The following is a 16,508-nucleotide window of genomic DNA, read 5'->3' on the forward strand; positions in this document are numbered from 1 at the left end:
TTGAGCAAGACTTGCTTTTGGCCTAGCAATAATCGTCGTTAACAAGATGCGCCATTGTCATCCAATAGGGTTGGCAATGGTGATGTTATCGATTAAGTAAAAAGTCCGCAATATTCATAACATATTAAAAATTAACAATATAAAATTTTAAATCAACATATTGGAATATCAGCATGGCAATCAAAATTGGCATTAATGGCTTCGGACGTATGGGGCGTTTAGCCCTGCGTGCAGCATGGGAATGGGATGAGGTGGAGTTTGTGCAGATTAACGATCCCGCGGGGGATGCGGCCACCTTAGCCCATTTGCTTGAGTTTGATTCTGTCCATGGCCGCTGGTGTTATCCCGTGACGGCGAATAATGATCAGATCCACATTCAAGATAAAAGCATTCGCACCACACGTAATAAAGCCATCGCCGAGACCGATTGGTCTGGATGCGATGTAGTGATTGAAGCCTCTGGGGTGATGAAAACCAAAGCCTTATTACAAGCCTATTTAGATCAAGGTGTTAAACGGGTTGTAGTCACTGCGCCAGTCAAAGAGGAAGGAGTGTTAAATGTGGTGATGGGTGTGAATCACCAGTTGTACGATCCGGCTATTCATCCGATTGTGACCGCGGCTTCCTGTACCACCAATTGCCTTGCGCCTGTGGTTAAAGTGATCCACGAGCAGATCGGCATCAAACACGGTTCTATGACTACGATCCACGATATTACTAACACTCAAACCATTCTCGATGCGCCACATAAAGATTTACGTCGCGCCCGCGCCTGTGGTTTGAGTTTAATCCCAACCACTACTGGCAGCGCGACGGCGATTACCCATATTTTCCCCGAGCTTAAGGGCAAGCTTAATGGCCACGCCGTGCGGGTGCCGCTTGCCAATGCCTCTCTAACCGATTGTGTATTTGAGCTTGAACGCAGCGTGACCGAAGAAGAAGTGAATGCGCTGCTACAAACCGCCGCTGAGGGGGAGCTTAAGGGGATTTTAGGTTACGAGGAACGGCCGCTGGTGTCGGTGGATTACAAAACCGATCCCCGTTCGAGCATTGTCGATGCGCTCTCGACCATGGTGGTGAATGGTACTCAGCTAAAGCTCTACGTGTGGTACGACAATGAATGGGGATATGCCAACCGTACGGCAGAGCTCGCCCGTTTAGTCGGCCAGCTTGATGTGCCACGTTAGGAGAGCATAGTGCCTGCTGCCAAGCTATTTGAACAACTGATGCAATTGTCCGCCGCCGTGCGGCAATATTTGCTGATCACCTTCAATTATTGGAGTTTTACCTTAACCGACGGCGCGCTGCGGATGTTGGTGGTGCTGCATTTTCACGATCTCGGTTATACGCCATTCGCGATTGCGATGTTGTTCTTGTTCTATGAGATTTTTGGCGTTGTAACCAATCTGGTGGGCGGCTATCTCGGTGCGCGTTTAGGGTTAAATCGCACCATGAATCTGGGTCTTGGTATGCAGGTGTTGGCATTAGGAATGTTATTAGTGCCAGCGGCGAGTTTACCGCTGTGGCTCGCCGGCGTGCCTTGGGTGATGGCGGCGCAGGCGTTATCTGGAGTTGCTAAAGATCTCAATAAGATGAGTGCTAAAAGCGCGATCAAACTGCTAGTACCAAAAGGCGAGCAGGGCAAGCTTTATAAGTGGGTTGCCTTGTTAACGGGTTCTAAAAATGCCCTCAAGGGCGCGGGATTTTTCCTCGGTGGTGTTTTGCTTGCCTTACTTGGATTTGAGCTGGCGATCGCCACTATGGCGAGTATGCTCGGACTCGTATGGCTACTTAGCTTAGTGATGCTGAAGAAGGATTTAGGTAAAGCCAAGAATAAGCCTAAATTTACGGAGATTTTCTCTAAGAGTCGCAGTGTGAACATTCTCTCGGCGGCACGATTATTCCTGTTTGCCGCCAGGGATGTGTGGTTTGTGGTGGCGCTGCCTGTGTATCTAGCGAGTAAATTTGGCTGGGATCATTGGGCGGTGGGCGGCTTTTTAGCTGTGTGGGTTATCGGCTACGGTATAGTACAAACCTTGGCGCCTAAGATCACTGGCAATCACCAACACCAAAGCTTAGCCGTCGGTGCAGTACCCGATGGTCGCAGCGCGTTAATTTGGGCCAGTATCTTGGCCTTTATCCCAGCATTGATTGCCAGCGCGATACAGTTCAGTTTTTACCCTGAAGCCAGTTTGTTGCTGGGCTTAATGCTATTTGGTGCACTGTTTGCGGTGAACTCGTCGCTGCACAGTTATTTGATTGTGAGTTATGCCAGCGAAGAGGCGGTATCCCTCGATGTTGGATTTTATTATATGGCCAACGCTATGGGGCGTTTGGTGGGAACCGTGCTTTCTGGCTGGGTGTATCAGAGTCATGGGCTGGTGGCCTGCTTATGGATGTCGACAGCCTTTATCGCGACTACGGCCTTGATTTCTATTAAGTTGCCTCGACAATCGAAGGAATAACAAGATGTTAATCTGGCGAAAGCACTTCAAGGGGAAGAGTTCGATTGGCTTAGCCTGTATTGTTTCACTACTTGCAGCCTTTGTTGCGCCACTCTGTGCATCGGTTTCCCCAACGTTAAGTCCCAAAGAGGCCGACATGCCCAATCTCGCTTCAACATCCATTCGAGATTGGAAAAATCCAGCCTACATCAACCAAGCTTTCGATGAGATAGCCCTTAAAAATGAATACGATAAAGATAAGCACCGAGTACGAAAATGGCAAAAACCCGTGCGCGTCTTTGTTGAGCACCAAGTTGGCGACAATGCACTGCATGCGCAATTGGTGCAGATGCATCTAAGTCATCTTGCGCAAATCACGGGTCACAGTATTTTGCAGGTAGATAAGCTCGAAGAGGCTAATTTACATTTAGTCTTTACCCGCCAATCCCAATGGGCCGATGAGGTGATGCGCCTCATGGGCGCGAGTGCAGCCAGTAATATTCATGGCTCTGTTTGTATGGGCAAATTTGCCCTCAACTCTCAGAATGAGATTGAGCGCGCCTGGGTAATTATTCCCGTGGATCAGGCAAAAATGCATGGTAAGTTAGTGGCTTGTATCGTCGAAGAAATCACTCAAGTACTTGGGCTACCCAATGATTCTGAAAAAGTATTTCCGTCCATCTTTAACGATAAAACCCCGCAGGACTTACTCACTGGGCTCGATTATATTTTGCTGAAATTACTCTACAGTCGCCAGATTAACGCGGGGATGACGGCAAAAGAAGTGCAACCCATCATTCAAGATCAACTCGCTCAATGGCAGCGTGATGGCACCTTAATCAATGCCGATAAAACCGTGCGCCAAGGTGAGTTGTACCCGCTATTAGGTTATTGATGCTTGAGTGTTACGGCAAAAGTTGACATTGCTCGCATGCGACTAATTATTGCTTTTTGTTTTAGGAATAAGGGCATAGTCTAGCTTTATACGAGGTAATCACGTTGGAGGCACACCATGCGGATGACACTGCAGTTTTTAGGGGCGACAGAGGAAGTGACCGGCTCATGCCATTTGCTCTCGGTCGATCATGAACACTTATTACTCGATTGTGGTTTAATCCAAGGTGGTAAAGCGGATGAATTGCGTAACCATGAGCCCTTCACCTTCGATCCTGAGTCTATTTCCGCAGTTGTACTCAGCCATGCCCATATCGACCATTCAGGGCGTTTACCACTCTTAGTCAAAGCGGGTTTTGATGGGCCAATCTATACCCATAAAGCCACAGCAGATCTGTGCGCGATCATGCTTAAAGATGCGGCAATGCTGCAGGTGCGCGACACTGAAAGAACCAATAAAAAGCGTGCTAAACATGATCTTGACCCCCTAGAGCCACTATTCACCGTCGAAGATGCCGAACAGGCCATTAGTCAATTTGTGTCGCTGGAATACGGCCAAGTGACTCAGGTTATTCCCCATGTGGATATTTGCCTCTCAGATGCGGGGCATATTTTAGGTTCTGCCTTAGTCGAGTTATGGTTAGGCGAAGGTAAGTCCCAGAAGAAAATCGTCTTTAGTGGTGATCTTGGCCGGGCGGGTATGCCGATATTACGTAATCCCACCTTAGTCGACACCGCAGATTTAGTGTTAATGGAAAGCACCTACGGCGATCGTTTCCACCGAAGCTGGACTGATACTCTGGCCGAATTAAAGGCGATTTTTGCTAAGGCAGTCACCGAGAGCCGCGGTAATATTCTTTTGCCAGCCTTCTCAGTAGGGCGAGCGCAGGAGCTTTTATATCTATTTCATTTATATGCTAAAGATTGGGATTTATCTCGCTGGAAAGTCTGCCTCGATAGTCCAATGGCGATTGAGGCAACACGGGTATATGTTAATAACTATCCGTTAATGGATGATGATTTTAAGCGTTTTACTCGCCAGCATCCGGGGCAACATCCCTTATTATCGAATGTCGAATTTATTCAAACTACTGAAGAGTCTATCGCATTAAACGATGTGCATCAGGGCTTGATCATTATTGCGGGTAGCGGCATGTGTAATGGTGGCCGTATCCGTAGTCATTTGGAACATAATCTGTGGCGGCCAGAATGTGATGTGATTATCTGTGGTTTCCAAGCGCTTGGCACGCCTGGACGAGCCTTGGTCGATGGCGCTGAGGAGCTCACTATCCATGGTAATAGCGTCAAAGTTGCCGCCAAGTTACATACCGTCGGAGGCTTATCGGCCCATGCGGATCAGGCAGAGTTGCTACGTTGGTATCGGCACTTTGAAGATCAACCACCTTTAGTGCTAGTGCATGGCGAGGCCCAAGCACAACAGGGATTAGTGACCGTCATGAATCAAGATCCGAAAACTAAACCTAAGGCACTGGCTATTGCCACCCGTGGCGATAAGTTGGATTTGAACGCCTTACCCAAACTGATGTGGATAACAACTTAAGCGATAGGCCACAGCCCGAAGAGGGCTGTGGCAAAATGACTTGATTAGTCCGAGTTATTATCAAACTCTGTATCGTCGAATAACTCTAAGCTTGGATCGATACTAGGCACATCTTTAAATAGGCGAGTGAAGTGACGTTGCACCCCTTTCAAATCGATACCTGCCAATCCTGAGGCGAAACCAAACCAAGCATACAAGCCGCTAAAGTTGTCGAACATGGGCGGTAAATATTTTGGTGGCGTAATGATGCCTTCTTGGCAGGCTTGATAGAGAACGGGAATATCCTCAATGGCGAGTTTGCCCAAAAACAGCATAGGGATAAGTTCGGGTAAACCCGATGTGATGGCGCTGCGGATAAAGTTGATGTTCTCAACATAACCACGCACATAGGAAATATCTTTGGTAAAAAAGCTGCCGCCTTCGACCATACCGCCACGAAACACCCTTTGTGTGACTCGATAACTATCCTTAGCGCTAAGATTTAACTCTCTAAAATAGTTAAATACTTCAATAAAGTTGGCCCCATTTTCCGCCATATCTACCGCTGCGACACGGTCACTAATACGGCGGGCACGGCCTGGGTTTGAGCTTAGGGTGAGCATTTCGAGTAATACAGCAAGCCCTTCTTGGGTGGCAGCTACGCGGGGAGAGCCGACGCTGAGCCAAGTAGCATGGGGTTGAGCCCGACCATTCAGGGTGGTGCCCACATGCACCCAACCTTCATGAACTTCGTACACATTGAGATCTGACTCGCTGAACATGGCCTTACTATTGAGTTTGACCGTATCGCCCCCCACTGCGGCGTCAGACACAATCCCGTCACTCAAACGCACCCGCATGTCATCGCTATGGAAGTATTTTTCCAATCGCTGGCTCAGCACATTCACGGCTTCGGGGGCACTGATGATTTTAGGGTGATGCTTATTCATATGCCGCGCAGCGGGCAATGAGAAGATATAACTGAGTTTATCGCCCAATTGGCGCAGAGTGTGGCGATCGCCATGTAATCTGTGGCTGGCGCTGCCGTAGAGTTCTTGGCTAAGCTGACCAAAGACAGGGGTCCCTCGATGACCCAGCATATCGACCACCAAACGATACTGGTCTACGTTAGCGACTAATATCTTGCCCAGCTTGTCTTTTTTGCCTAAACGTCGATGAATGTCTTGTTTGAGAGAAAGTAATTCAGCCTGTGTTTTTACGGGATCGAAGGGCAGAGCAATTTTTTGATAAAAATCCTGTGTAATTGCTGGCAGAACCGTGCCTTTACTAGAAAGAAAACGCTCCTCCATTTCCCGCGGCCATTTGATGGCATCTAAAATCTTGATCGGGGTTTGAATGCGGATCAGCTCATCGGAAAAGCGACGTAAATCTTCTTGGTACTGGGCTAATGACTCTGACATTCCCGAAATCCTGTTGCTACTTAGGCGCTAAAATTAGTTCAATCATAGCGGTAAAGTCGTTGTTTTTATAGGTTTCTTACCCAGAACAATTAAATCTTGTCGATTAAGTATCTTATCTGCTATCGATTTAGTGAATCATTTTGGTGCAATATGAATTGTTTTAGCCTGAAAATGGCGAAGATTTTTTATGCAAGTAACTGTTAAATATTGTGTTATCCCAATGAGATTAAGACTAATTAGCTTATGCTAAAAGGTTATAAAGTCTGTGTGAGATGATTATGGCTGCACTGTGCTATTTGAGAAACGATGCAGCAGTGCATGCGTTGGTGGTGCCGATTTAACGGTAGCTGATAAAACTAGGCTGACACAGGTTTATAAAATGAGGAAAAGTCGGCTTGGTAAATCAGTGTTAACGTTTGCACCCAGCCCCAAGGAGCTGGGTGAAGGTTTGGATAACAGTCGTGAACTTAAACGACCATAATGCCTTATGGGAGTAGGAAGTTTAGAAAAAGTCATCATCTCCTAATGCGCGTCGTAATTCGGCACGTTCGAGATAATCTTCTAAGCGTTTCTTGATTTCACGCTTATGCTGCATTGCCTCTGCTGCTTTGCTATTTCTAGGGGTGGTCATTGCCTCAATTTCAGTATCGTTGGGCACGACTTCAGTAATATGAGCCATAACGAATTCCTCATGTTGTTCCTAACGCCTTTCTATCTAAAAAGAGTGTGGCAGAAAAGCAAAAAATTTTACTCATAAACGCAAATTTTTTTTCCCATACGACAGTGTGTTACTCCTATGGCATTACTGGATTTTTAGGGGAGTTAAGGCTATTTAAGTTTTTGCTGAATTTTGTGATTTAGCGCATAACACTTTCTTTTTATATTGATGTTAAGTCCTACTTAAATAGTCGGATAAACTTGAATTTGCATAAAAATCGAACAACACTTGGGGAAGACACTCAAATGTAACTTTGCTAGGGAAGCTAATATGGACACGGACCGTTTTCCTGAATCTTTCGGCCCCCCAAAAAGTTTTTTCGTTAGTGTGATTCGTTCAAGTTGGCTGATGTTATTTGCCGCGCTGACTTTTATGGGTATTTCTTGGTTTGTTTTAGAGGAATATTTAAGAGATCGAGGCGAAGAGCGGTTTAATAATAATGTGCAGGATTTGTCCGAAGCCGTTACCCGAAGAATGACGGCCTATGAGCAAGTTTTACGTGGTGGAGTAGGGCTTTTTTTGTCCTCCAACGGCGTCACCCGCAGTGAGTGGCATACCTATGTAACCAATGCTCGTTTATCTGATTATTACCCAGGAATTCAAGGTATTGGTTATGCTGAGTTAGTTACGCCTACTATCTTGGATCAATTTACCCAGCAAGTCCGAGAGGAGGGATTTACTGATTTTCGCGTCACTCCCACAGGTAATAGAGAGCTTTACTGTGTTATCAAATATTTAGAACCATTCGACTGGCGAAATCAACGGGCATTTGGTTTTGACATGTGTTCCGAATCAACTCGTCGCACTGCAATTCTAAACGCTATTGCTTCGGGACAAGTTAAGGTGTCTGGCAAAGTTACCTTAGTGCAGGAAACACCCGATAATTCTCAGGCTGGTGTATTGATGTATGTTCCTTTTTATCATGGTCAACCCGTGACAGAAGCGGAGCGTATACAACAGGCTATAGGTGTTATTTTTGCACCTTTTCGAATGGATGATCTAATGCAAGGGATTATGGGAAAACGTTTTTCGGGCCTAAAACTCGCCATTTATGATGGTTCAGAGGCAAATCATGCCAGTTTAATGTTTAGTTCCCACAAAGCGCTTCCCTCTCCGAAGGATGTTTTTTATCAATCAAAACTAGAAAACATGGAAGGGCAAGTTTGGCGAATAGATGTTTCTTCTGAGTCGCGCTTTATTTCAAGTGCTGAGCAAACGCAGAGTATATGGCTGCAAGTGATTGGTTGCGCTTTTATTCTTGCCTTATTTTACGCTGTTATCAGTATGGCTCGTAACCGTTACCAAGAGTCAATGTTAACCGCCGAATTAATTGCCAATGAAAAACGCTTTCGTCTAGTCATCGAGGCTTCTCCGAGTGCACTGTTTATGGTTGATAAAACAGGCGCGATTACCTTAGTCAATACCCATGCCGAAAGGCTTTTTGGTTATACGAGGGAGGAGTTACTTGGACGTTCAATTAATATGTTACTACCTGAATCGCTTAGGGAAATTCATAAAAAACATCTATCTCATTACCTGCTTCATCCCATCGCGAAGAATATGTCGATGCGGGATGATCTGTTTGGTTGCTGCAAAGATGGTACACGTTTGGCGATCGAGGTCGGATTAACTCCTATTCACTTTAGTAATGGGATCTACATTTTAACGACGATCAATAATATTTCTGAACGTAAGCGGATTGAAGCGCAGCGTATCGAGCATACGGCAGAATTGGAGCGTATTAATCAAGAGCTAGATAGATTTGCCTATATTGCTTCCCATGACTTGAAGTCGCCCCTCAGAGGCATTGAGCAACTAACCCATTGGTTAAGTGAAGATCTTGCTGATAACACCAATGAAAATGTCCAAAAATACTTAGGCTTAATTCAGAATCGTATCCAGAGAATGGTGTTATTGCTCGACGGGTTGTTAACGTTTTCACGCATTGGGCGTGTTGATATTGAAATGGTTGACACCGATTGTCGACAACTGGTCGAAGATATGTTCGCTTTGGTCGCTCCGCCTCAGGGATTTGAATTGGTCATCGAAGGTAATTTTCCACGATTTAAAACGGTTAAAACGCTCTTAGAACTAGTCGTTCGGAATTTAATTAGCAATGCCATTAAACACCATGATAGAGGTGGTGGTGTACTTAAGGTGCAATGTGAAACAAAAGGCCACTATTACTGGTTTAGCGTGATTGATGATGGACCTGGAATTTCTGCCCAGTTTCACCACAAAGTATTTGAAATGTTTCAAACTCTTAGACCAAGAGACGAAGTCGAGGGAAGCGGTTTGGGATTGTCGCTTGTCAAAAAGACGGTTGAAAGTTTAGGAGGGGAAATTCTACTAGAATCAGCGGGGCGAGGTTGTTGCTTTAGGTTTAGCTGGCCGATGCACATAGTCAACAAGGAGGCGGTATGAGTAATAGCCATGACTATAAACAAGTGACCATTCTGTTAGTTGATGATGACGATGTGGATTATATGGCGGTGCAGAGGGCGATGAAGCAACTGCGTTTGCTTAATCCTCTTGTGCGAGCGAGGGATGGGCTTGAAGCACTTTCAATTCTGACGCATACCAACGCTATCAAGGGGTCATACTTGATCTTGCTCGATCTCAATATGCCCAGAATGAATGGTTTTGAATTTCTTGAACATATTCGTTCTGATCCGACGTTGTCTTCTTCCGTTGTGTTTATGCTGACGACTTCTAGTACCGATGAAGATCGGATGAGAGCCTACCGTCACCATGTGGCTGGTTACATGGTTAAAACAGATATTAAAGATGGTTTCCACAATATTTTTAATATGTTGGAAGGCTACTGGCGCATCGTTGAGCTTCCAAGCGTATAGGATGTGTATATGGATTTACTACTTATCGATGATGATGAAGTTGATAGAACCGCTATTATTCGAGCGCTACGACAGTCCAAGTTAGCTTTTAATGTGGTTGAGGCAAACTGTGCTTTTGATGGATTGAATCTTGCCTTGGAGCGTCATTTTGACGGGATTCTACTCGATTACCTATTGCCCGATGCTAATGGCTTAGAAGTGCTTATCAAGCTCAATTCTATGACTCAAGATCAAACTGTGGTGGTGATGTTGAGCCGTTACGAAGATGAAAAACTCGCTCAGCGTTGTATTGAGTTAGGTGCCCAAGATTTCTTACTTAAAGATGAAGTTAACTCAAGAATCCTGAGTCGTTCAATTCGTTACGCTAAACAGCGCGCCTCAATGGCACTTGCCCTACGAAATAGCCATCAGAAACTGAAAGAACTGGCGGAGCACGATTCACTCACCAAGTTGATGAATCGTTATGGATTTGAGCTGTGTTTAAATCGCGCCATTGCAAGAGCAAAACGCAGTAATGATTTTTTAGCCGTGATTTTACTTGATCTTGATGATTTTAAAGCGATTAATGACACGTTAGGTCACCAGACTGGTGATATTTTGTTGGTGAAAGTCGCATCTAGACTCAGTGCCGTGTTACGGGATGGTGACGTCATTGCTCGTTTAGGCGGGGATGAATTTGTGGTGTTAGTGACTGACAATGACTACAAATATTTCCCCATGATAGTGGCTAACCGTTTACTTAAAGCTTTTGAAGAAGTGTTTTGCCTTGGAGATAACGATGTGATGATTGGCGCCAGTATTGGCGTGGCATTTTATAATGAAGCCGCCTCCGATAGCTCTGAGTTAATGAAATGCGCCGATATCGCCATGTATCGTGCTAAGAAAATGGGACGCAATCAGATCCAGTTTTATTCCGAGGCGCTAGATAAAGAAGTCCGCTACCGCAATCATATCGAGTCCAGCTTAAAAATGGCCTTAAGGCAGAATCAGTTTAAGGTTTATTATCAGGTGCAAGTTGACGCTCAAACACATCATATGGTGGGAATGGAGGCGTTAATTCGTTGGCAGCATCCCGAAGATGGTTTGATTTCTCCTGACCAATTTTTGCCCATAGCGGAAGAAATTGGGTTGATGGAAGAAATCGGTGACTGGGTATTGTATGAAGCCTGCCGACAGGCCCAATATTGGCTGAGCCAATTAGCTCCAACAGGGCATCGCTTTACCATTGCCGTGAACTTATCTGCATCTCAAATTGGGCATATCAACTTATATGAGAAAATCGCCCATGTTCTTAACGTGACAGGGCTAGCGCCCAGTGCACTTGAGTTGGAAATTACTGAAAACTGTTTGATTGAAGAACCCCATGAACATGCCAAGATCCTCGATAAAATAGCCCAACTTGGAGTGCGATTTGCGTTGGACGATTTTGGTACCGGATTTTCATCCCTTGAACATATAAAGTTGTTCCCCATCAGCGTGTTAAAAATCGATAAAAGTTTTATTGCTTCCTACGATAAGGACGAAAAGGACACTCGTTTACTCACAGCGTTGCTTAACTTTGCCTATGGCTTTAACGTCACCTCTGTTGCCGAGGGAATTGAAACCCTCGAGCAAGCGGAGTTTTGTACAGTAAGGCACTGCAATCTATTACAGGGATACTTCTTTTCTCGTCCTCTAGAAGCAAGCGAATTTGAAGCAAGGTTCATTACACCGTTAGTCACTAAATTGTGAAGATTATCTTACGTTTGACTAAGGCTTAGGTTTTCGTCTGGTGAGGAATATTTTCTTGCTTTACACTGAGCAATAGACAAATATCAGCGCCCCTTTCTGATGCAATGTGCTCAGAGCTTCAATCACTGTGTTTAATTTGGTCATTTAGTAATGAAAATCGGTATTTTATCTCAGTTTCCAGAATTGTATTCCACCCGACGTTTAGTGGCCGCCTGCGAAAGCCGTGGTCATGAGGCTGTGGTGATTAATACCTTGAATTGCTACATGAATATTAATTCCGTTAAACCTAGCATTCATTATCAGGGAGAAGAATTAACAGGGTTTGATGCCATTATTCCGCGTATTCATGCCAGTGTGACCTTTTATGGCTGCGCAGTCGTGCGCCAGTTTGAAATGATGGGTGTATTTGCCGCCAACGATTCAATTTCGATAGCACGCTCGCGGGATAAGTTACGTGCTCTGCAATTACTTTCACGTAAAGGCATTGGTATGCCTATCACTGGATTTGCCAATAAACCCAATGATATTCCTGATCTCATTAATATGGTGGGCGGTGCTCCTTTAGTGATCAAGTTACTCGAAGGTACGCAGGGGATTGGGGTGGTATTAGCGGAAACGAAAACCGCCGCTGAGAGCGTGATTGAAGCCTTTTTAGGGCTCAAAGCCAATATTTTGGTGCAAGAGTATATTCAAGAGTCCAACGGCAGTGATATTCGCTGTTTTGTGGTGGGTGATAAAGTGGTGGCCTCGATGAAGCGTCAGGGGCCAGAGGGCGATTTTCGTTCAAACTTACACTTAGGCGGCTGTGGTGAAAAAGTGAAAATTACGCCAGAAGAGCGCAAGATGGCCGTTGCCGCTGTTAAAGCGATGGGATTAGTCGTTGCAGGCGTGGATATTTTACGTTCGAATCGTGGCCCGTTGATCCTTGAGGTGAACTCAGCTCCTGGTATCGAAGGTATTGAGCAAACTACGGGTATTTCGGTAACTGAGCCTATTGTGGAATATATTGAGAAAATGGTGTTAGCACGTAAGTCGAATCGGGCGGTGATCGCTTAATAAAAAACGCCGCGATTAACGCGGCGTGTTTCTTAGTTCTTTGTTTTATAAATCAAAGCTATAGGAGTAACCTAAAGCGATTTTAGCATCGTCATCAGCCAGATCAGTATCTGATACCATAAAAGAGACTGTGCCCATGCTGGTATCTGCACTAAGTGTTACGTTGTAATCGGCATAGTTATCCTCACCAAACCAAGCTTCAACCACATCGCCCGTGGAGTAGCCATAGTGGAATGACAGGCTAAGTTTCTCGGTTAAAGGGAAAGATGCTGTGGCGGCAAGATAACTCATATCTTTGTTATCGAGTGGTTCCGCCGCTACGTCATCACCCGCATTGATTACGTGGGAATAACTGAGTTCAACCCACTTCCAGGTAATAGCCCCGTGGAGCTCACCAAAATCGATGCTGCCTTCGGCATCCGGGTAGGCATAATAGAGATAGCCAAAATCATAGCTGAGATCGTCGGTGATGTTGCCACCGTAACCAGCATAGAGGTCTAACTCGTAGCTAGTGTCATTGCCAAAATCGACATTTGATGCCCACGTACCCGCATAAAATCCTGAGTCATGACTGTAGTCAAGACCGCCTTGGATCGCGACCGCATCATTGGTTTGAGTCACTCCGCGCCATAGATAGTTTGATGTGCCGCCAATATTGCCGGATACCGCCGCAAAGACGTTAGTGGTTAGTAATAATCCCGTCGATAATGCCAAAACGCTGTACAGTGATTTTCTCATACTCATCCCCTCGATTGACTTATTTATCGATTCACTCATGCCACTTAAATACGGCGGCATTGGTGCATCATGGTTTTTTCTGATAAGGGAGTTGCTAATCACATGCCATTATTTGAACATCTTTAAAAACAACTGGTTACATAATTTATGTTAATTAAATGTTTTAAAGTGCTCAAAAATGGAGCGGTGAACGCACTGTGTTTGTGCAAAAAATCATCTTTTATGCTTTCGTGAGGGAAAAAAAACGCCTCACAGAGGAGGCGTTTTATAAAATCAATGTCGAGCGAATTAGTTCACACTATCACGCAAGGTTTTACCCGCTTTAAACTTAGGCACAGTGGCTTCAGCGATCTGGATTTCTTTGCCCGTTTGTGGGTTACGACCAGTACGAGCTGCACGAGTCGCTGTTTCAAAGGAGCCAAATCCGACGATAGAGATTTTGTCACCGTTTTTCATTGATTCAGTAATCGCCGCTTCGAAAGATTTCAATGCTCGTGCTGCTTCAGCTTTAGTGATATCGGCATTTTCTGCAATTTTGGCGATAAGTTCAGTTTTGTTCATTTTTATTGTCTCTTCTTTCCGTAGATTTATGTAAGTCAGCGAGCCTAACATGCCACAAGGTTAAAGCGTTGGAAAGCCCTTTGCTGCGGGCTTGTGTCATCGAAGTAACAAAATTGGAGGGTATTTGCGCCATTCGTGACTTAGGTTTTATTCTTCGAGCAACTGATATAAGAGTTGCTTAACCAATTTGGGTTCGAAGGGCTTGTCGCACAGGGCATTCACCCCAGCCTGAGATACATTACTTAAATGTGTATCGTTAGCCTCAGACGAGACCATTAAAATAGGCACGTGGGATTGTTGACTTTCATTGCGGATAAATTGCGTTAATGCCAGTCCATCAACGCTGGGCATATTGTAATCAGTGATAATTAAATCAAACATATTATGACGCATTAACTCAATGGCTTGCGCACCATCTTCTGCTTCGGTAATCAGTTTTATCCCCAAATTACCAATAGTTCGCTTGATCACATTACGTGCCATGCGACTGTCATCAACCACAAGCACGCGTACATCGTGCACATCGAAGTGGCTTAAGTCGAGTTCATCGTGGCTGAGCAAATCGATGGTCGCATTTAGCGCCTTGCCTAAGTGTTCGGCATTAAAAGGTTTTGGCAGAATGGCGACTACGCCAGACTGGCGGAAAATCTCCAATTGTTCACGGCGACATTCACTTGAGATCAGCATAAATTGAATATCTTTATATTCACTTTTACTGCGCAGGTAGTTCAAAAACTCGGTCGCTGTTCCATCTTCAAAATGCATTGCACTGGCAATGAGATCGGGTTTGTGTCGAGCAATGAGTCTTTTAGCCTCTTCAATATTGGCAGCATTTTCGATGCTAACAATGCCTTCTTGCTGTAAGCGCTTGATGATAATGCGGCGCTGGGTTTCCGATGGCTCAATAATAAGCATCGATAATTCGTTAGGCGATAAATGAGTCATAGTCACAAGCTATTGGGCTTTTTTAGAAAGGCGTTAACTTAGGCGAGAAATAACTGCTTCGCAACACATTAAATCAAGCTTTCAATTTTGCAGTTAAATAATCACGGGTTACCCGTGAAAATGCGATCCAATACTCTACTAATAGCAGGGCAATGATAGACAGCACCAGCGGTAACATCGGGATGTTATGACCCTCTACCACCACTTTAACGTCTTGAGGTGTAATCTGATAGGCGATAATGGCTGTGACACCGAGTGCTGACAGGCCTAATGTTTGTAATCCAAGGTAAATTTTGAGCACTAAGCTAGACCAAGGTGCTTGCGTCAGTATGCCAAACAACACGGGCAATACACCTAAGCTAAAGAGATCGAATGAACCCGTGGCAACCGCACGTAGCAGGGCAACAATGGCAAACAGAGTATAAAGGGTTATCAATAGGATTAGGCGTTTAGGCATAAAGTTAGGGTTACTGGCTAATGTGAAGTGGAGCAAGTGTAGGAAAAGCCCCGAACTGAGTCCAGCATAACCGTATTATCATGTAGAATACGCCTTTGCTTGGGCATTAAATTAGGTTAAGTGATGACAGAAGTAGAATTTTGGGACTTAGTGACCCGCAGTGAACCAGCGCAATCCCAAGAGTCTTTGGTTGAGGCATTAAAGCTGAAACTGAGTAAACTGAGTGATGAAGAGCTAAAAGTCTTTGATAAGCTGTTTGGTCAACAGATGCGCCGAAGTTATTTATGGTCGGTTTGGGGGGCGGCTTATATCATTACGGGGTGTGATTCTGATTATGCCTTTGCCGAGTTTCGTGCTTTTCTGATTTCACTTGGACAAGCCCGTTATGAGGCTGTGATTGCCCAGCCTGATTCGTTAGCGAAGTTAACTGCATGGCCAGAAAAGGATGGTTATGCCTATCCCTTTATTGAAGATTACGATCTTATTGCAGGGCAATTATACGAAGACCGAACGGGTAAAGAGTTGCCTTTTATGCCTTCGGGTAAAGCGACTCCCGTAGGCAAAAAATTTAGCACTAAACCCAAAGACTTAAGACTGCAATATCCTGAGCTTAGTGCGCGTTTTCCGTTTTAATTCGCCCTAGGAGCGCAAACATGCGTTACTGGTAACGTCGAAGGTCATGCCGTATTGGGTACACGTTTGGCGCATGAACTGATGCTCCTCCTGTGCTAATTGGCGGGTAAATTCTTGATCGAGCTGCTCAGTCAGGCGTTGCTCTGCAACTTGCTGTGACTGGGCCAGTTTATCGAAGTGCGATTTTACTGCTTGTTGCTGTTCGGCCGTCAGTGTCGCAGCATGGCTGGATAAACTGATCAGTGTGCTGAGTGTGAGCAGAGTGCATAAGGTAAACTTTGTTATCACTACATGGCGTATGGGGGCCGTTTTTAGCTTCATAGATAAACTCCAAATTAAAATCACCAGAACTCGGTTGGTTTTTAAATCGTCGTTTGGCTTTCATCGTGCATATATGGACCCATCCGGTTTGCAAGACATTCGATAACGATTTTGAGAAGAGTTCATTGCACCCATATATCCGGCCTGTTATTGAGGGATCCCTCTGGCCCTGATGGATATCTGCTTCTACAGTC

Annotated in this window: 16 protein-coding genes; 9 read left to right on the plus strand and 7 right to left on the minus strand. The window is 45.0% G+C overall.

Translation table 11 applies throughout. The features are described from left to right. Positions 1–173 precede the first annotated feature (173 nt). The 4 genes from IEY09_RS17355 to IEY09_RS17370 all read left to right on the plus strand — a co-directional run bounded on the left by IEY09_RS17355 (position 174) and on the right by IEY09_RS17370 (position 4,899). Positions 174–1,187: an ArsJ-associated glyceraldehyde-3-phosphate dehydrogenase gene (locus IEY09_RS17355; RefSeq protein WP_188872051.1), complete on the plus strand. Its 1,014-nt coding sequence runs from the start codon at positions 174–176 to the stop codon at positions 1,185–1,187. A gap of 9 nt (positions 1,188–1,196) precedes the next feature. After that, positions 1,197–2,465, plus strand: a complete 1,269-nt coding sequence (arsJ, locus tag IEY09_RS17360) for an organoarsenical effux MFS transporter ArsJ (protein ID WP_188872053.1) — start codon at positions 1,197–1,199, stop codon at positions 2,463–2,465. Positions 2,466–2,469: 4 nt separating this feature from the next. Next, positions 2,470–3,339 (plus strand): DUF2927 domain-containing protein, encoded by an 870-nt coding sequence (locus IEY09_RS17365; protein WP_172589817.1) that lies wholly within the window; start codon positions 2,470–2,472, stop codon positions 3,337–3,339. Positions 3,340–3,456: 117 nt separating this feature from the next. Next, positions 3,457–4,899 carry an MBL fold metallo-hydrolase RNA specificity domain-containing protein gene (locus tag IEY09_RS17370; RefSeq protein ID WP_088586185.1) on the plus strand — a complete coding sequence of 481 codons (1,443 nt, stop codon included), beginning with the start codon at positions 3,457–3,459 and terminating at the stop codon, positions 4,897–4,899. A gap of 44 nt (positions 4,900–4,943) precedes the next feature. Here IEY09_RS17370 and IEY09_RS17375 read toward each other — a convergent pair whose 3' ends face one another. Beyond that, positions 4,944–6,299, minus strand: a complete 1,356-nt coding sequence (locus IEY09_RS17375; RefSeq protein ID WP_069453686.1) for a flavohemoglobin expression-modulating QEGLA motif protein — start codon at positions 6,297–6,299, stop codon at positions 4,944–4,946. 502 nt (positions 6,300–6,801) lie between these two features. Further along, the gene (locus IEY09_RS17380; RefSeq protein ID WP_011621344.1) at positions 6,802–6,978 is read right to left on the minus strand and encodes a PA3496 family putative envelope integrity protein; all 177 of its coding nucleotides are present in this window, start codon (positions 6,976–6,978) and stop codon (positions 6,802–6,804) included. A 309-nt stretch (positions 6,979–7,287) separates the two neighbouring features. Between IEY09_RS17380 and IEY09_RS17385 the strand changes: the two genes are divergently transcribed. The 4 genes from IEY09_RS17385 to rimK all read left to right on the plus strand — a co-directional run bounded on the left by IEY09_RS17385 (position 7,288) and on the right by rimK (position 12,659). Next, positions 7,288–9,441: a CHASE domain-containing sensor histidine kinase gene (locus IEY09_RS17385; protein WP_188872055.1), complete on the plus strand. Its 2,154-nt coding sequence runs from the start codon at positions 7,288–7,290 to the stop codon at positions 9,439–9,441. Next, a complete protein-coding gene (locus IEY09_RS17390; RefSeq protein ID WP_144375758.1) occupies positions 9,438–9,872 on the plus strand; it encodes a response regulator in 435 nt (144 codons plus the stop codon). The genes IEY09_RS17385 and IEY09_RS17390 overlap by 4 nt, the downstream gene beginning before the upstream one ends. Positions 9,873–9,881: 9 nt before the next feature. Beyond that, positions 9,882–11,603, plus strand: a complete 1,722-nt coding sequence (locus IEY09_RS17395; protein ID WP_188872057.1) for a putative bifunctional diguanylate cyclase/phosphodiesterase — start codon at positions 9,882–9,884, stop codon at positions 11,601–11,603. 150 nt (positions 11,604–11,753) lie between these two features. Further along, positions 11,754–12,659 carry a 30S ribosomal protein S6--L-glutamate ligase gene (rimK, locus tag IEY09_RS17400; protein WP_037414013.1) on the plus strand — a complete coding sequence of 302 codons (906 nt, stop codon included), beginning with the start codon at positions 11,754–11,756 and terminating at the stop codon, positions 12,657–12,659. Positions 12,660–12,704: 45 nt separating this feature from the next. Here the strand turns inward: rimK and IEY09_RS17405 are convergent, their stop codons facing one another. The 4 genes from IEY09_RS17405 to IEY09_RS17420 form a co-directional block, all read right to left on the minus strand. Beyond that, positions 12,705–13,397: a TorF family putative porin gene (locus IEY09_RS17405; RefSeq protein ID WP_037414015.1), complete on the minus strand. Its 693-nt coding sequence runs from the start codon at positions 13,395–13,397 to the stop codon at positions 12,705–12,707. 288 nt (positions 13,398–13,685) lie between these two features. Further along, a complete protein-coding gene (locus IEY09_RS17410; protein WP_037414018.1) occupies positions 13,686–13,958 on the minus strand; it encodes an HU family DNA-binding protein in 273 nt (90 codons plus the stop codon). Positions 13,959–14,105: 147 nt separating this feature from the next. Beyond that, positions 14,106–14,903 carry a response regulator gene (locus IEY09_RS17415; RefSeq protein ID WP_037414020.1) on the minus strand — a complete coding sequence of 266 codons (798 nt, stop codon included), beginning with the start codon at positions 14,901–14,903 and terminating at the stop codon, positions 14,106–14,108. Between the two features lie 73 nt (positions 14,904–14,976). Then, on the minus strand, positions 14,977–15,360 hold the full coding sequence (locus IEY09_RS17420; RefSeq protein ID WP_037414043.1) for a hypothetical protein: 384 nt from the start codon (positions 15,358–15,360) through the stop codon (positions 14,977–14,979). Positions 15,361–15,483: 123 nt separating this feature from the next. On the opposite strand from IEY09_RS17420, the gene IEY09_RS17425 reads away from it, so the two are divergent. Continuing rightward, positions 15,484–15,993 carry a DUF4240 domain-containing protein gene (locus IEY09_RS17425; RefSeq protein ID WP_169547519.1) on the plus strand — a complete coding sequence of 170 codons (510 nt, stop codon included), beginning with the start codon at positions 15,484–15,486 and terminating at the stop codon, positions 15,991–15,993. A gap of 6 nt (positions 15,994–15,999) precedes the next feature. Here the strand turns inward: IEY09_RS17425 and IEY09_RS17430 are convergent, their stop codons facing one another. After that, entirely contained in the window at positions 16,000–16,314 is a 315-nt protein-coding gene (locus IEY09_RS17430) for a hypothetical protein (protein ID WP_144345924.1), read from the minus strand. Positions 16,315–16,508: the final 194 nt, after the last annotated feature.

Source organism: Shewanella xiamenensis, from assembly GCF_014647135.1.
Lineage (GTDB): Bacteria > Pseudomonadota > Gammaproteobacteria > Enterobacterales > Shewanellaceae > Shewanella > Shewanella xiamenensis.

Coding starts and splice junctions, on each gene's coding strand:
- IEY09_RS17410 (WP_037414018.1), bottom strand. CDS start 13,958: ATGAACAAAACTGAACTTATCGCCAAAATTGCAGAAAATGCCGATATC.
- IEY09_RS17385 (WP_188872055.1), top strand. CDS start 7,288: ATGGACACGGACCGTTTTCCTGAATCTTTCGGCCCCCCAAAAAGTTTT.
- IEY09_RS17375 (WP_069453686.1), bottom strand. CDS start 6,299: ATGTCAGAGTCATTAGCCCAGTACCAAGAAGATTTACGTCGCTTTTCC.
- IEY09_RS17370 (WP_088586185.1), top strand. CDS start 3,457: ATGCGGATGACACTGCAGTTTTTAGGGGCGACAGAGGAAGTGACCGGC.
- IEY09_RS17395 (WP_188872057.1), top strand. CDS start 9,882: ATGGATTTACTACTTATCGATGATGATGAAGTTGATAGAACCGCTATT.
- IEY09_RS17365 (WP_172589817.1), top strand. CDS start 2,470: ATGTTAATCTGGCGAAAGCACTTCAAGGGGAAGAGTTCGATTGGCTTA.
- IEY09_RS17430 (WP_144345924.1), bottom strand. CDS start 16,314: ATGAAGCTAAAAACGGCCCCCATACGCCATGTAGTGATAACAAAGTTT.
- IEY09_RS17380 (WP_011621344.1), bottom strand. CDS start 6,978: ATGGCTCATATTACTGAAGTCGTGCCCAACGATACTGAAATTGAGGCA.
- IEY09_RS17425 (WP_169547519.1), top strand. CDS start 15,484: ATGACAGAAGTAGAATTTTGGGACTTAGTGACCCGCAGTGAACCAGCG.
- IEY09_RS17420 (WP_037414043.1), bottom strand. CDS start 15,360: ATGCCTAAACGCCTAATCCTATTGATAACCCTTTATACTCTGTTTGCC.
- IEY09_RS17390 (WP_144375758.1), top strand. CDS start 9,438: ATGAGTAATAGCCATGACTATAAACAAGTGACCATTCTGTTAGTTGAT.
- IEY09_RS17405 (WP_037414015.1), bottom strand. CDS start 13,397: ATGAGAAAATCACTGTACAGCGTTTTGGCATTATCGACGGGATTATTA.
- IEY09_RS17355 (WP_188872051.1), top strand. CDS start 174: ATGGCAATCAAAATTGGCATTAATGGCTTCGGACGTATGGGGCGTTTA.
- rimK (WP_037414013.1), top strand. CDS start 11,754: ATGAAAATCGGTATTTTATCTCAGTTTCCAGAATTGTATTCCACCCGA.
- IEY09_RS17415 (WP_037414020.1), bottom strand. CDS start 14,903: ATGACTCATTTATCGCCTAACGAATTATCGATGCTTATTATTGAGCCA.